This window comes from Paenibacillus sp. V4I3, assembly GCF_030817215.1.
Taxonomy (GTDB): domain Bacteria; phylum Bacillota; class Bacilli; order Paenibacillales; family NBRC-103111; genus Paenibacillus_E.
Window position 1 is genome coordinate 809,925 of the sequence record NZ_JAUSZA010000001.1, and the last position, 16,010, is coordinate 825,934.

The following is a 16,010-nucleotide window of genomic DNA, read 5'->3' on the forward strand; positions in this document are numbered from 1 at the left end:
TCCAGGACGAGTGTGTTTACCCAGAAATATTAACATCATATAGCGTGAAACATATATTTTCTTATATTTTAAAATAACAAGTTAATCAGCATCCCTCGGATTTCTCCGATTTTGTGCAAAATTTCAATTCGACCCTGCTCATTTTCTAGCAATTCATCTGCTAATGAAAGCAGTTCTAGATCGATTTCTTCCAAAAGCTTATATCGCTTCGAACGGCCGCGGCGATCCCAACCCTTCGTATCTCTTAAATTAACACCACGGCGAGCGGTCTCTTCTAGAAACTGCTTAATCAGCAGCTTGTATTGTAGAAGCTCTCTCACCGTCATTGCCCGCGACAGACGATCACCCTGCAGCGTAATTTGCTGCACCATTTTGGATAACTGCTCCTGCGTAAATTTCTCATCCTGCTGCTGCATAATGTCAGAGAAATTCCGGGGGGCCATCTGTGGCGGCGGGACGTTCTCATTCACTTTGACGTTCTTACCGATGGGCTGCCACCCCGGATTAATTTTCAAGACGCATCCATCCTTGTGTATGTCTAATTAGTAATGCTCGAAGCGCTCTACCGGCAATACGAAAACCGCGGCTCCACCCACTTGAACTTCCACAGGAAATGGAATATAGGAATCCGTCGTTCCTCCCATTGGAGAAACCGGTGTAACAAGCTGTTCCCGAATTTTGCAATTGGTGCGAATGACCTGCATGACCTCTTGCACCCTCTCATCTTCCGTACCAATCATAAAAGTCGTGTTTCCCGCACGTAAAAATCCACCGGTACTTGCCAGCTTCGTGGCGCGAAACCCTTCTTTTATTAAAGCATTAGAGAGACGGTTACTATCCTTATCTTGTACAACGGCTACGACTAGTTTCATGGGTGATTCCTCCCTTTTATTATAAACTAAGAATGGATTTTCTGCTTTAACCGGAAATATGTTCCTTAAGCAAATGATTACTATCCGTCCATATATCTTTTGCAATCTCACCTTCGTTACGGTTTGCATTAATAACTCGTACCCGTTCAGGATGATCTGCTGCAATCTGATGAAAACCTTCCCGTACCCGGCTGTGATAATCGACATTTTTCTGTTCAATGCGATCCAACTGCTGGGCATTCGCGCCCGTACCCGATGCTCTATGGTGAAGTCTCGCCAAGCTTACTTCCACTGGCACATCTAAGATGTATGTTCGGGTTGCTTGTAGTCCTGAACTGGCATAACGCGAGATGGCTTTTACCATATCTACATCCACGCCAAGTCCGTAAGCCTGATAGGCAACGCTTGCATCAATGAAGCGATCACATAGCACAATTCGGCCAGCTGCGAGTGCCGGAAGAATTAACTGATGCACATGCTGTGCTCTAGATGCTGCGTAAAGCAAAACTTCCGCTTGATCTACCATCTCCTTATTCACAGGGTCAAGAATAATACTGCGGATTTGATCACTGATTGCCGTTCCGCCCGGTTCTCTCGTAACGAGGACGTTATGCCCTTGTTTCTTAAGCTCCTCAGCCAATTTCTTAAGCTGTGTTGTTTTCCCAGCGCCGTCCGGCCCTTCAAACGTTATAAATATTCCGTTCACGCTTCCTCCTGCATGCTGCTTTACCAGATCATATAATGGTTTATGTGTATATCTTTAGCTTTTGTGTCTGCCCAAATTCGGTTCCTTGAAACTTGATTCCGTTTGCGGCCAATTGCAATAAGGCTTCGGCTATGGAAGCCGAGATGATTTCGCCAGGGTATAAATAGGGAATTCCCGGTGGATAAGGGATTACCATATCCGCAGAACGCTTCCCGACCGCCCCCTGAACGCTCACCTCACTAAACGCCACGTCTGCCCGTGATGCTTTGGAGATAACTCTCATATCAAAAGCAACTGGAGAAGAGATTGGTGTATAGTAGGGTAATTTAAGTATATTCGAGATAGGCGCTTGAAGTTCCTTCTTTTGTACAGGAACGTCCACACAAATGTTAGTTAATGCTTCGACAATTCTTAACATATCCGCTCTGGTGGAAGCAGGGGTGAATACAAGTAGTACTTGACGTCCGTCCGTCATTTCGACAAAACAGCCTTGAGCTTCTAGCCTTTCTTTGAGTTCGGTGCCAGATAACGTATTCGTCACATCATAGATGGCTATTTTAAACGGATCTGCCGTTTGACCCTCTTGACTTTGATTCCCCAGAAGCTCTCTTGGGTGATATCTGAATGCGGTAAGCTCATCAAGCAGCGACCTGAACTCTTTTACAACAGCAAGTCCTTGTTCTAGCCAGTTCCTGCCTTCTGTATGCATCCTCTTCCTCGCCAAATCTAGTGACGCCATTATAGGATAAGAGGGACTTGAGCTCTGCAGCATAGCTAGAAGTTGTTGGATAGCCCTTCGGTCTATCCGCGATCCTTGGACATGCAGCATAGCCCCCATGGTCATTGCGGTTAGCATCTTGTGCGTGGATTGTACCACAGCATCAGCCCCTTGTGATAAGGCGGAAGCCGGCATCTCATGATGAAATCCATAGTGCGCCCCGTGTGCTTCATCCACCAGCAGCAGCTTCCCATGTGCATGCATCAATTCCGCGAAAGGCTTGAGATTGACACCATTACCATAGTAATTTGGATTAGTTATAAACAGCCCCTTAGCCTCTGGATAAAGCAATAGCGCTTGCTTAACATCATCGATATATAGACTTGTGGCAACACCTGTTTCCGGATGGATTGCAGGAGCTATGAACACTGCCTTAGCACCAGCTAACATAAGCCCGTGAATGACCGACTTGTGTACATTTCTTTGCACAAGAATGATATCATCCTTCTCACATACGGCAGAAATCATGGCTAAATTACCAACTGTACTCCCACCTATCAGAAAATACGTTTCCTCAGCTCCAAAGCAATCTGCCGCTAGCTCCTCGGCTTCACTAATGACACCCTCTGCGTGGTGTAAATCATCTAGACCCGTAATTTCTGTATAATCGATCGACATCACCGTCTTTAGGAAGCTTGTCCCTTCATCTAACAAGCCTTGTCCGGATTTATGACCAGGTACATGGAAACTTGCAGGGTTCTTATCGTGGTGGGCGACCATTGCTTCAAAAAGCGGCGCACGTGACTTTTTTGAATGTTGGCTGCTCATGTTGACACGACTCCTTGAGCTCCGTGAGCTTTCTATTTTATACCCTTATAGTAGTGGATTGACGCTAAAAAAACAAAAAAAGCTTCCATAAGAAGCTTCTCCCACTAGTTCATATATTGTTTCGAATTGCCCATATAAAATACTTTCTTCATCTGTTTCACAAAAAACGGATATTTCTGATCATTTACATTCGTTTTGACCATTTCACTGCTGCACTCATCACAGATAAAGGCCATAATAATATGAATTCCGCCCATCCGTTGCTGTTCGCAGATCATACATACCCCTATTCGGTTCTCCTCCATATGATCACCCCACGATCTTTTACTATTAGTATATCCGAATCGCAATTCTCCTAAACTAGCTAAACGCTCATATTTTGGAAGGCATGTGCCGATATAGTCTTATATCAGGTTAACCGCCTTGCGGAGGTCATCAGCATGTCAACTAAACAGGAACCAAGTCTCTCCAAACAATCTACCATTTATAGCTATACTTTAATGAAGCGAATATATCATTCCTTGTATAAAATAATTGTTTATTTTATGCTTCTGATACTAGCGGTCTTTTACAAATTTGACCCTTCGAACTGGCTGCCGCTCTTATTCAGCTATCCGCTTCTTCTTATCTTCCATTCTTTGCTCATCCGGATCTATTTTCAGTTTACGATTGGAATGGCTATGAGGGGCTGGTCTTACCGTTGGGGTGTCTTTTGGTGTGGATTCTTGCCAGAAGGAAATGCCTCCATACGATTGGTATCCAGAATTCAGCTTACTTTATTTTGGATTGGTCTTGCTATGATTACACTTCTTTATCCATGGATACCTGACAAATGGTTAATCCATCTCACGATTTTTCATTTCTGGATGCTTATGCCGCGGCTGTGGATGCTTTTCCGGTTTCGCCCGTACCGTAAAGCTGGATTGATTAAGATCACAGATAAGGACACATCTTGCTACATGCAGTAGCTATTATTGAATTGCAATAAGAGCCTCTAAGGGCTCTTATTTGTTATAAATAATGAATTGAGGGCGGAATAGCAGTCTTTAGGAGCTTTTATTCTGTTGTTAATCGCTGATTTACACTATTTTTTAGGAAATAGGAGCCTCTAATGTATGCTATTTCCTTGATTTCACTAAAAACAAAGGAAATAGAAGCCTTTAGGGACCCCTATTCGGGAGATTGGTTCTGTAAGACCTCTACCTTTGGTCTTTGATTATTTGGGCATATGAGCTGTTAGTTTTGCGCGCCACTTCGTCTATTTGTACAAATAGAAAAAACCTTACAAGGAGAAATCCTCGTAAGGTTTTTTAGTGTGCTTGGCAACGTTCTACTCTCCCAGAACCCTGCGGTTCAAGTACCATCGACGCTGGAGGGCTTAACGGTCGTGTTCGAGATGGGAACGCGTGGGTCCCCTCCGCCATCATCACCAAACAGTCAAAGCGTGGTTTGCGCCTTGAAAACTAGATACGAAACTTACGTAAAGTGAACATTTCAGGGTTTTGGTTAAGCCCTCGACCGATTAGTATTCGTCAGCTGCATGCATTACTGCACTTCCACCTCGAACCTATCAACCTCGTCGTCTACAAGGGGTCTTACATACTGGGAAATCTCATCTTGAGGGGGGCTTCGCGCTTAGATGCTTTCAGCGCTTATCCCCTCCGTACATAGCTACCCAGCGATGCCTCTGGCGAGACAACTGGTACACCAGCGGTACGTCCATCCCGGTCCTCTCGTACTAAGGACAGCTCCTCTCAAATTTCCTACGCCCGCGACAGATAGGGACCGAACTGTCTCACGACGTTCTGAACCCAGCTCGCGTACCGCTTTAATGGGCGAACAGCCCAACCCTTGGGACCTACTTCAGCCCCAGGATGCGATGAGCCGACATCGAGGTGCCAAACCTCCCCGTCGATGTGGACTCTTGGGGGAGATAAGCCTGTTATCCCCAGGGTAGCTTTTATCCGTTGAGCGATGGCCCTTCCATTCGGTACCACCGGATCACTAAGTCCGACTTTCGTCCCTGCTCGACTTGTAGGTCTCGCAGTCAAGCTCCCTTATGCCTTTGCACTCTGCGAATGATTTCCAACCATTCTGAGGGAACCTTTAAACGCCTCCGTTACATTTTAGGAGGCGACCGCCCCAGTCAAACTGCCCACCTGACACTGTCCCCATACCGGATCACGGTACCAGGTTAGAACTCCGATACGATCAGGGTGGTATCCCAACGATGCCTCCACCCAAGCTGGCGCTCAGGCTTCAAAGGCTCCCACCTATCCTGTACAGATCGTACCAAAGTCCAATATCAAGCTGCAGTAAAGCTCCATGGGGTCTTTCCGTCTTGTCGCGGGTAACCTGCATCTTCACAGGTATTAAAATTTCACCGGATCTCTCGTTGAGACAGCGCCCAAGTCGTTACGCCATTCGTGCGGGTCAGAATTTACCTGACAAGGAATTTCGCTACCTTAGGACCGTTATAGTTACGGCCGCCGTTTACTGGGGCTTCAATTCATAGCTTCGGAACCGAGGTCCCTAACCACTCCTCTTAACCTTCCAGCACCGGGCAGGCGTCAGCCCGTATACTTCGCCTTGCGGCTTCGCACAGACCTGTGTTTTTGCTAAACAGTCGCTTGGGCCTTTTCACTGCGGCCCCCTCGGGCTATTCACCCTACCGAGGCACCCCTTCTCCCGAAGTTACGGGGTCATTTTGCCGAGTTCCTTAACGAGAGTTCTTCCGCGCGCCTTAGAATTCTCTTCTCACCCACCTGTGTCGGTTTGCGGTACGGGCACCTTCGCCTGGCTAGAAGCTTTTCTTGGCAGTGTGAACTCATGACCTTCGGTACTTAAAGTTTCCCTCCCCATCACAGCCCAGCCTTACGATGTGCGGATTTGCCTACACATCAGCCTCACTGCTTGGACGAGCATCCATCAGCTCGCGTCACTATCCTTCTGCGTCACTCCATTGCTCATAACGGCTACGGTGGTACAGGAATTTCCACCTGTTGTCCATCGACTACGCCTTTCGGCCTCGCCTTAGGTCCCGACTTACCCTGAGCGGACGAGCCTTCCTCAGGAACCCTTAGGTTTTCGGCGGATCAGATTCTCACTGATCTTTTCGTTACTTATACCGGCATTCTCACTTGTATGCTCTCCACCTGTCCTTACGGTCAGAATTCAACGTACATACAACGCTCCCCTACCCATGCACATACGTGCAAGCCATAGCTTCGGTGGCGTGTTTAGCCCCGTTACATTTTCGGCGCAGAGTCACTCGACCAGTGAGCTATTACGCACTCTTTCAATGGTGGCTGCTTCTAAGCCAACATCCTGGTTGTCTGTGCAACTCCACATCCTTTCCCACTTAACACACACTTGGGGACCTTAGCTGATGGTCTGGGCTGTTTCCCTTTTGACAATGGATCTTAGCACTCACTGTCTGACTCCCGGATTTAAGTTTGTGGCATTCAGAGTTTGACTGGACTTGGTAACCCTTGGCGGGCCCCGCACCCAATCAGTGCTTTACCTCCACAACTCAACATCCGAGGCTAGCCCTAAAGCTATTTCGGGGAGAACCAGCTATCTCCGAGTTCGATTGGAATTTCTCCGCTACCCCCACCTCATCCCCGCATTTTTCAACATGCGTGGGTTCGGGCCTCCAGTGAGTGTTACCTCACCTTCACCCTGGACAGGGGTAGATCACACGGTTTCGGGTCTACGTCCACGTACTAAAGCGCCCTATTCAGACTCGCTTTCGCTGCGGCTCCGTCTTTTCAACTTAACCTCGCACGGGAACGTAACTCGCCGGTTCATTCTACAAAAGGCACGCCATCACCCATATAGAGGGCTCTGACTTTTTGTAAGCACACGGTTTCAGGTTCTTTTTCACTCCGCTTCCGCGGTGCTTTTCACCTTTCCCTCACGGTACTGCTTCACTATCGGTCACTAGGGAGTATTTAGCCTTGGCAGATGGTCCTGCCGGATTCCGACGGGGTTTCACGTGACCCGCCGTACTCAGGATACCTCTAGGGGTTTCGTTCGATTTTGGCTACGGGGCTTTTACCCTCTATGCCGGACCTTTCCAGATCTCTTCGCCTACCGAACTAACCCCACAACGAGGTCCTACAACCCCAAGGAGCAAGCTCCTTGGTTTGGGCTATTCCGCTTTCGCTCGCCGCTACTGACGGAATCACTTTTGTTTTCTTTTCCTCCAGGTACTTAGATGTTTCAGTTCCCTGGGTATGCCTCTACTATTGCTATGTATTCACAATAGAGTAACTGCGCATTACCACAGCTGGGTTCCCCCATTCGGACATCCCCGGATCAAAGCCTGCTTACGGCTCCCCGAGGCATTTCGTCGTTCGCCACGTCCTTCTTCGGCTCCTAGTGCCTAGGCATCCTCCGTGTGCTCTTTCTAGCTTAACCTAGAAAAAACTTTAAAGATTTTTGCATGATCCAAAAGAATCACACAACCTAAGTTCTTACTTTACGTTTTGTTTCGTTATCTAGTTTTCAAGGAACAAATGTGTTGTTTCCCCTGCGCCTCTCAGCGGCAGGTAATATATCTTATCATGCCATCTCAACATCGGCAACAATCAAAAATTACCAGTCGCTGAGGTGAATCATAAGTTATACAGATGGTTTGCTTTTCATCGGCCTAGTGTCAACAACACCGCCTTATCGGCGGCGGAAGTATGCATTAGGTTAATGGTGGAGCCAAGCGGGATCGAACCGCTGACCTCCTGCTTGCAAGGCAGGCGCTCTCCCAGCTGAGCTATGGCCCCATATTGATGAGATACACTTCGAATGAAGTGTACAAGCTCCATCAAAACTGAACAAATGAAATGAGTAATCAGCGATTTGTGTGAACAATGTGAGACTTTGATCTACGATCAAAGATCCCTATATATCACTTGACTGGATCTATCAGATCCGAGTCTCCATAGAAAGGAGGTGATCCAGCCGCACCTTCCGATACGGCTACCTTGTTACGACTTCACCCCAATCATCTACCCCACCTTCGGCGGCTGGCTCCCTTGCGGGTTACCCCACCGACTTCGGGTGTTGTAAACTCTCGTGGTGTGACGGGCGGTGTGTACAAGACCCGGGAACGTATTCACCGCGGCATGCTGATCCGCGATTACTAGCAATTCCGACTTCATGCAGGCGAGTTGCAGCCTGCAATCCGAACTGAGATCGGCTTATAAGGATTGGCTCCACCTCGCGGCTTCGCTTCCCGTTGTACCGACCATTGTAGTACGTGTGTAGCCCAGGTCATAAGGGGCATGATGATTTGACGTCATCCCCACCTTCCTCCGGTTTGTCACCGGCAGTCATCTTAGAGTGCCCACCCGAAGTGCTGGCAACTAAGATCAAGGGTTGCGCTCGTTGCGGGACTTAACCCAACATCTCACGACACGAGCTGACGACAACCATGCACCACCTGTCTCCTCTGTCCCGAAGGCCTACGATATCTCTACCGTATTCAGAGGGATGTCAAGACCTGGTAAGGTTCTTCGCGTTGCTTCGAATTAAACCACATACTCCACTGCTTGTGCGGGTCCCCGTCAATTCCTTTGAGTTTCACTCTTGCGAGCGTACTCCCCAGGCGGCATACTTACTGTGTTAACTTCGGCACCGAGGAATCGAATCCCCGACACCTAGTATGCATCGTTTACGGCGTGGACTACCAGGGTATCTAATCCTGTTTGCTCCCCACGCTTTCGCGCCTCAGCGTCAGTTATAGGCCAGAAAGTCGCCTTCGCCACTGGTGTTCCTCCACATCTCTACGCATTTCACCGCTACACGTGGAATTCCACTTTCCTCTCCTACACTCAAGTCAACCAGTTTTGGATGCGAACCGGGGTTGAGCCCCGGGCTTAAACACCCAACTTAATTGACCGCCTGCGCGCGCTTTACGCCCAATAATTCCGGACAACGCTTGCCCCCTACGTATTACCGCGGCTGCTGGCACGTAGTTAGCCGGGGCTTTCTTCTCCTATACCGTCACACAAAAGGCAGTTACTCCTCTTGCTGTTCGTCTAGGGCAACAGAGCTTTACGATCCGAAAACCTTCATCACTCACGCGGCGTTGCTCCGTCAGACTTGCGTCCATTGCGGAAGATTCCCTACTGCTGCCTCCCGTAGGAGTCTGGGCCGTGTCTCAGTCCCAGTGTGGCCGTTCACCCTCTCAGGTCGGCTACGCATCGTCGCCTTGGTAGGCCGTTACCCTACCAACTAGCTAATGCGCCGCAGGCCCATCTATAAGCCACAGATTGCTCCGTGTTTCATAATTCTCTCATGCGAGAGAACCAATTATCCGGTCTTAGCTATCGTTTCCGATAGTTATCCCAGTCTTATAGGCAGGTTACCTACGTGTTACTCACCCGTCCGCCGCTAACTTATCCCGAAGGATAAATCCGCTCGACTTGCATGTATTAGGCACGCCGCCAGCGTTCGTCCTGAGCCAGGATCAAACTCTCCATAATAGAAAAGCTGAAATGCTCATTGACTTGCTAGCGAGATTTTGCAATCTCAATTGTAGTCACTTACGTGACTGAATTTGCTGATTTGCTTCATTCATTTGTTCAGTTTTCAAGGAGCTTTATTGCGTTACCGTTTAAAGCGTTAATGTATCGCTCTTGCGGTGACAAGAAGTAATATTATCAGGTTTCAAAACGAAATGCAAGCAATTTTATACATCCATTATCTTACATCTTCACAAACCCCGTAGAGATGCTGTTACGGCGCCATATATCCTTTTTCCCAAGCAGATGAACACCGCCAATCCAATCATCAATGCCATTTAGGTACAGATGGTCAAGCTCACATGTATGAACTAGTTTACCCATGTCCGTCCTATGTAATCGCCATTTTTCAAATTGAGGCGGCAGCGCTTCGCTGTAACTAGGCAGCTTGTCCCCTCCAGTAAGATGGACCAATGGAGCCTCACATTTGCGGATACTATCAACAATAGTCCAGAACTGCAAATCACCGAGGCCGTATTGACTGGCCGTTTGGCTTACTTTTTTAAATAACGATAGAACGAGCACCTCACCGTCCCCTATGAACTCAAGAATGAGCTGTTGGATGGTGTTCAAGCCATTTTGCATAGATGGATAGCGTTCAAAATTGGCCTCTAGGGCTTTTTGAAGAAAAGGCAGTGCTGATAGATCCTCTTCCAATAAAGTCGCCATAAAAAGGGGCTCAGAAGCTGAGTAGGCCATCCAAACCTTGCAGGCCAAAAGAAGTTGGTCTTCACTTACAGGCAACCACTTGTCGTGCAGCTGAGTAATTTGATTGACGTTTAATTGTCCTAATCCATGAAAGAACTCAACGCCAGGAAATTGATTGATACTTAACAAAGATAGTTTAAAGGATGGACTAGGGAGAGCGAATAATCTCGTTAGCAAATAACAAAGCATCAATTGGTCATATAAATCATGCTCAAACCACAGGACAATTTCGTCTACATCCTCTGCGGGCTTGTCCAGCGCTTTCTCCTGCTGTAAGGTAGTGGACTTGAACATTTCCTTAGGGATGCCGTGCCGATTATTCATATAAGCTGCCCTCATAGATAAAAGGACACTATCAGACATCTGTATGCCGATAGGTCCTTCACATAGTGACTCGCGCCACACCAATATGTCTCCATCGATACCCGAAGCACGCAGCTTATCTCCAAATGCGTTCCCATTCACGATATGAAGTTTTTTCGGCATGGCACTGTCCCCTTATTAGTCATTTTATCCTTCACCTAAAAGCTGTAAAAGCTCCTGTTCATCCTCAATGATCCGAATGCCAAGCTCTTGCGCTTTCGTCAGCTTGCTTCCAGCGCTTTCCCCTGCGATCACGATGTCCGTTTTCTTAGAAACACTGCCGGTAATCTTAGCTCCTAGCGCTTCCAACTTCTTGGCACATTCGTCACGACCCATGGTGGATAGCGTTCCTGTGAGGACAACGGTTTTGCCAAAGAACGGATTATCAGGGTTAGCCAATACAACCGCAGGCTCTTCAGCTATTGGATTGACGCCAGCAGCGAGCATACGCTCAATACTGGACACCATCACAGGGTCACGGAAGAATGAATAAATACTCTCAGCTACTATACCGCCTACATCTGGAAGCCCAATTAGCTCCTCAGGCGTAGCCGCCATAATCTTCGTTAGGCTGCGATAGTAGTCTGCCAGCACCTTGGTCGTGGTTTTACCCGAGTTGGGAATGCCTAGTGCATAAAGGAACGAAGCTAGATCGCGTGTTTTGCTTTTTTCTAGGGCATCAAGCAGGTTTCGGGCCTTCTTCTCGCCAAAGCGATCGAGCTTGACGAGGTCCTCGAATTGTAGGGTGTACAGATCCGCAGGATCACGGACATCCAGTTCTTGATGCAGCTGTGAAGCGGTCATTTCGCTGAAAAATTCAATGTCCATCGCATCGCGCGAAGCAAAATGGGCCATACGCCCAACCAGCTGCGGACTGCAGCCGAGACGGTTCAAGCAGAACAGATGCGCACCGCGCATCTCAAGCTCACTTCCGCAGGAAGGACAATGCGTCGGAGCTACAATTTCCTCGCCGTCATTCTCCTCGGTTACTTTACCGAGAATCTCAGGAATGACGTCATTGGAGCGACGGATATAGACGAGGCTGCCTAAGGCGTGCTTGAGGTTTTTCCGCTCGATGTCACCGACATTGTTGAGCGTGCAGTTCTGTACGGTTACGCCAGCGAGATCCACGGCTTCAACGCGGGCTAACGGTGTAATTTTGCCTGTGCGGCCAACTTCCCAAGATACACTTTGCAGGATTGTTGTCGCTTCTTCGGCTTCGAACTTATAGGCAATCGCCCAGCGAGGGAATTTCTCGGTGTAGCCGAGCACTTCTCTTGTTCGCATGTCTGTAATCTTGACGACACTTCCATCAATCAGAAAATCAAAGCCAAGGCGCTCTTCGGCAATCTGCTCCAGCTCTGCACTCACTTCTTCAATTGTGCTGAAATACCGCGTGCGGTTGCTCACTTTAAAGTGGTTGTCACGAAGAAACTGAACCATATCGAAATGATTATCGAATTGAATGCCGTCTGAGTAACCCACATTATAGAAGAAAGCGTTCAACTTACGCTCTGCCGTCACTTTGGGATTGAGATTACGCAGTGCTCCGGCTGCTGCGTTGCGGGCATTTTTGAGCGGATCCGTCGCAGTTTGGTTGTACGCCTCGAGCACGGAGAGAAACATCATGCCCTCGCCTTGCACTTCAATGGTCCCCTGATTGTAAGGAATCTCCAGTGGGATCGACTTGATCGTCTTGATTTGGGCTAAAATCCCCTCACCAACCGTACCGTTTCCTCGCGTGGAGGCTTGAACAAGCTCTCCTTGCTTATAGGTAAGGTTCAGCGTGAGCCCGTCGAACTTTAATTCCACCACATACGTCGGGTCAGGTAACGGGTTCTCTGGATTTTTGCTGTTGTAATCTGCAATTAGCTTAAGCACACGTGTGTGCCAAGTCTGCAGATCTTCGGCATTCTGCGCTTTGTCCAAGCTCCAGAGTCGGGCCAGATGCTTGTGTGGATCAAAACCTTTGAGAATGTCGCCGCCCACGCGTTGGGTTGGAGAAGAAGGCAGGGTAATCCCTGTCTCTTTCTCTAGCGCGGTCAATTTATTGTATAAAGCATCCCACTCGGCATCGGAAATCGCCGGTTGATCAAGCGTGTAGTAGTTATGATTGTGCTTGTTGATTTCTTGGATGAGGGTTTTCATTGCCGCGATGGCATCTGTCATTACGGGCTCTTCCTCTCTAATGGGTAATAGGGTGGGTCCGGCAAATAAAGGCGAAAAGCGGCTCCTATTCTTTCGTAATAGGAGCGAACTTCGCGAGCAGGCGCTTCAAGCCAACAGGCGCCGGGAAAGCAATTTGCAGCTCGGTATCATCACCCGAGCCTTTCACTGACACAACGGTGCCGATGCCCCACTTGCCATGCGACACTTTGTCGCTGGCTTTGTAGTCCGGCACCGCGCCGCCTGCGGCAGGCTGCGGAGCCCGGAACGCAGCCGGCTTCGCCCCGGCTGCAGGGCTTGGCGCAGCCGCGCCCGTACTAGGCCGTCCGAACGAGGACGGCGTGCCCCAAGCGGACGAGCCGGCGGAGCCGCGGCCCGCTTGTGAGGCAGTGGCGCTGCTGCCACTGCTGCCCCACGAGCTGGTGCTAGTGCGGCCAGCTCGCGAGAAGCCTCCACCGATGGAACCGCCCATCGAGACATTCTCCAGGAGCTCCTTCGGAATCTCCTGAAGGAATCTCGATGGCGCGTTCGCCGCGGTGCGGCCAAAGAGCGTGCGCATACGGGCGCACGTGAGGAAAAGCTCTTGCTCGGCGCGCGTGATGCCGACATAGGCCAAACGGCGCTCCTCTTCTAGCTCTTCGTTATCGGCGAAGGCACGGCTATGCGGGAAGACGCCTTCTTCCATTCCGATGATGAATACTACCGGGAACTCTAGGCCTTTGGCGCTGTGCATCGTCATGAGCACAACGGCGTCCTGCTCTTCCTCGCTTTTTTCTTTATCCAGCGTATCGATATCGGCGATAAGCGCCAAATCGGTCAGGAACGAAATGAGTGACTTGTCCTCGTTACGTTTCTCAAAGTCCATCGTCACAGACAGGAACTCCTCGATATTTTCGAGACGAGCCTTGGATTCAATCGTATTCTCGCGCTGCATCTCTAGACGGTACTGCGACATCTCCAATATTTTCTCGGTGAGTTCAGTTACAGATAAGTATTCAACCATGCGGTTCAGGTTATCAATCATTTCGCGGAAATCTGCTAAAGCGTGCTTAGCCTTCGTCGTGATCTCTAATGAATCGACTTCCTCCAGCATGGCATATAGTGAAATACCTCTTCGCCCTGCCATATCGGCCACTCTGTCCATCGAGGTGTCACCAATGCCCCGCTTCGGCACGTTCACGATTCGACTCAAGCTGATATCATCGTCCGGATTGGAGATGAGGCGCAGATACGCCAAGATATCCTTAATCTCTTTCCGGTCGTAGAACTTTACGCCGCCAACGATGGTGTATTGGATATCGGATTTAATGAGAATTTCCTCAATTACCCGAGATTGTGCGTTCGTCCGGTACAAAATAGCGTGATGACCGAACTTTTTACCATTCGACTTATTCTTATTAATTTCACTAGTAACGAAGTAGCCTTCTTCGTGCTCGGAATCGGCTTGATACAGCTTAATCCTTACGCCGCCCTCTTTATCCGTCCATAAGTTTTTGGGCTTACGGCCCGTATTGTTGGCGATGACCTTATTGGCAGCCTGCAAAATATTAGATGTGGAGCGATAATTTTGCTCCAAAAGAATAGCTGTTGCATTCGGATAATCTTTTTCAAAATTAAGGATATTAGAAATGTCAGCCCCACGCCAACGGTAAATAGACTGATCACTATCTCCCACAACGCAAATGCGCTGATGTTTGGCCGCAATCATTTGACACAGCATATACTGCGCTCGGTTCGTATCCTGATACTCATCGACATGGATATATTGAAATTTATTTTGATAAAACTCCAGAACCTCTGGAACTTCATTAAACAAATGAATGGTTGCCATAATTAAATCATCAAAATCCAGGGAATTGTTGCTTCTAAGCTTCTTCTGATAAAGCGTATAGATTTTCGAGGTCAACCCGTCGAAGTAGTCACCGATTTTATCCTCAAATTGTTTAGGAGAGATGAGTTCATTTTTGGCTGTAGAAATGGCCGCTTGAAAGGTCTTAGGTTCGAACTTCTTGGTATCAATATTCAGTTCTTTGCAGCACGTTTTGATGACCGACAACTGATCACCGGAATCTAGAATGGTAAAATTCGAGGTGAAACCGATGCGTGAAATATCTCTGCGCAGCATGCGTACACACATGGAGTGAAACGTGGAAACCCAAATATCATTCCCACTGCCGCCAACCAACTTGCCGACACGATCCTGCATCTCACGTGCCGCTTTATTCGTAAATGTAAGGGCCAAAATGCTCCATGGCGCCGCTTTGCGCGTGCCGATTAAGTAAGCAATACGATGCGTCAGCACCCGTGTCTTCCCGCTTCCCGCTCCAGCCATAATCAGAAGTGGGCCGTCGACAGCTTCGACTGCTTTGCGCTGCTCGGGATTCAACCTTTTAATCGCATCTAAAATATTGACTGTCTCGTTCATAAGTTACCTTCCTGTTCTATCAAAGTTCACGGTCTGAAGCGCCTGCTCCAGATCACTATAAATAATGTTACCGACGACGATGGTATCTGCGACCTCCGCTGCTTGCTGCGCTTTATCTAGGCTGTCAATGCCGCCACCATACAATAAACGGGCATTCTCCAGCACTTGTCGCGTCCGCCGCACCAACTCCATATCTCCAAACACACCGCTATATTCCAAATAAACAATAGACATGTGAAATAGCTTGTCCGCCATGCGTGCATATGCAGCAACATCCTTGGCATCCAAGTTCGTACGAGCCGATGTTAATTGCGCAGCCATAGCTTCGCCATTTAGAATAATGTAGCCTTCAGCTATAATTTCGTCCCAATTTAGCATAGAACCATATTCCTTCAACGCCTCGTGATGCTGCCCAACGATCCATTTCGGATCATCCGCATTCAGCACAATCGGGATTAGGAATAAATCAAACCCTGGAACGATGGCCTCTTGATTGGATATCTCCAGCACACAGGGCACCTCATACTGACGAATCCGAGATAGAAGATCTACCGTGTTATCAAAAGTTACTCCCGTTGAACCACCCACCATGATCGCATCTGTCCCAGACTGGCATAGCCGATCGAGCGCTTCATCTGAGATTTCCCGATCTGGGTCAAGCTTAAATACATGCTTCCACTTGCGTATATCGACGATCAAT

10 protein-coding genes, 1 tRNA gene and 3 rRNA genes are annotated in these 16,010 nt (G+C 48.5%); 1 reads left to right on the forward strand and 13 read right to left on the reverse strand.

Features of this window, described 5'->3' with window-relative positions:
• Positions 1 to 68 precede the first annotated feature (68 nt).
• From QFZ77_RS03910 to QFZ77_RS03930, 5 genes are all read right to left on the reverse strand, one after another.
• A complete protein-coding gene (locus tag QFZ77_RS03910) occupies positions 69 to 515 on the reverse strand; it encodes a YaaR family protein (RefSeq protein WP_029198491.1) in 447 nt (148 codons plus the stop codon).
• 27 nt (positions 516 to 542) lie between these two features.
• Complete coding sequence (locus QFZ77_RS03915) at positions 543 to 872, reverse strand: cyclic-di-AMP receptor (RefSeq protein ID WP_029198490.1); 330 nt, start codon at positions 870 to 872, stop codon at positions 543 to 545.
• A 46-nt stretch (positions 873 to 918) separates the two neighbouring features.
• Complete coding sequence (gene tmk, locus QFZ77_RS03920; RefSeq protein WP_307436384.1) at positions 919 to 1,578, reverse strand: dTMP kinase; 660 nt, start codon at positions 1,576 to 1,578, stop codon at positions 919 to 921.
• 40 nt (positions 1,579 to 1,618) lie between these two features.
• Positions 1,619 to 3,124, reverse strand: a complete 1,506-nt coding sequence (locus tag QFZ77_RS03925) for an aminotransferase class I/II-fold pyridoxal phosphate-dependent enzyme (RefSeq protein ID WP_307436387.1) — start codon at positions 3,122 to 3,124, stop codon at positions 1,619 to 1,621.
• Positions 3,125 to 3,228: 104 nt separating this feature from the next.
• The gene (locus QFZ77_RS03930) at positions 3,229 to 3,429 is read right to left on the reverse strand and encodes a sigma factor G inhibitor Gin (RefSeq protein ID WP_307436389.1); all 201 of its coding nucleotides are present in this window, start codon (positions 3,427 to 3,429) and stop codon (positions 3,229 to 3,231) included.
• A 135-nt stretch (positions 3,430 to 3,564) separates the two neighbouring features.
• On the opposite strand from QFZ77_RS03930, the gene QFZ77_RS03935 reads away from it, so the two are divergent.
• The gene (locus tag QFZ77_RS03935) at positions 3,565 to 4,092 is read left to right on the forward strand and encodes a hypothetical protein (protein WP_307436391.1); all 528 of its coding nucleotides are present in this window, start codon (positions 3,565 to 3,567) and stop codon (positions 4,090 to 4,092) included.
• Positions 4,093 to 4,441: 349 nt separating this feature from the next.
• Here QFZ77_RS03935 and rrf read toward each other — a convergent pair.
• From rrf to pcrB, 8 genes are all read right to left on the reverse strand, one after another.
• A 5S ribosomal RNA gene (gene rrf / locus QFZ77_RS03940) occupies positions 4,442 to 4,558 on the reverse strand.
• 68 nt (positions 4,559 to 4,626) lie between these two features.
• Positions 4,627 to 7,546 (reverse strand): 23S ribosomal RNA (locus QFZ77_RS03945).
• A 283-nt stretch (positions 7,547 to 7,829) separates the two neighbouring features.
• Positions 7,830 to 7,905: transfer RNA gene (locus QFZ77_RS03950), tRNA-Ala, on the reverse strand.
• 162 nt (positions 7,906 to 8,067) lie between these two features.
• Positions 8,068 to 9,609: ribosomal RNA gene (locus tag QFZ77_RS03955) — 16S ribosomal RNA — on the reverse strand.
• The 16S, 23S and 5S rRNA genes sit together here with 1 tRNA gene alongside, the layout of an rRNA operon.
• Before the next feature lie 222 nt (positions 9,610 to 9,831).
• A complete protein-coding gene (locus QFZ77_RS03960; protein WP_307436394.1) occupies positions 9,832 to 10,842 on the reverse strand; it encodes a DUF1835 domain-containing protein in 1,011 nt (336 codons plus the stop codon).
• 24 nt (positions 10,843 to 10,866) lie between these two features.
• Positions 10,867 to 12,888: an NAD-dependent DNA ligase LigA gene (gene ligA, locus QFZ77_RS03965; RefSeq protein WP_307436396.1), complete on the reverse strand. Its 2,022-nt coding sequence runs from the start codon at positions 12,886 to 12,888 to the stop codon at positions 10,867 to 10,869.
• Positions 12,889 to 12,952: 64 nt separating this feature from the next.
• Positions 12,953 to 15,310, reverse strand: a complete 2,358-nt coding sequence (pcrA, locus tag QFZ77_RS03970; protein ID WP_307436399.1) for a DNA helicase PcrA — start codon at positions 15,308 to 15,310, stop codon at positions 12,953 to 12,955.
• Between the two features lie 3 nt (positions 15,311 to 15,313).
• Positions 15,314 to 16,009 carry a heptaprenylglyceryl phosphate synthase gene (gene pcrB, locus QFZ77_RS03975; RefSeq protein ID WP_307436402.1) on the reverse strand — a complete coding sequence of 232 codons (696 nt, stop codon included), beginning with the start codon at positions 16,007 to 16,009 and terminating at the stop codon, positions 15,314 to 15,316.
• Between the last annotated feature and the right edge of the window lies 1 nt (position 16,010).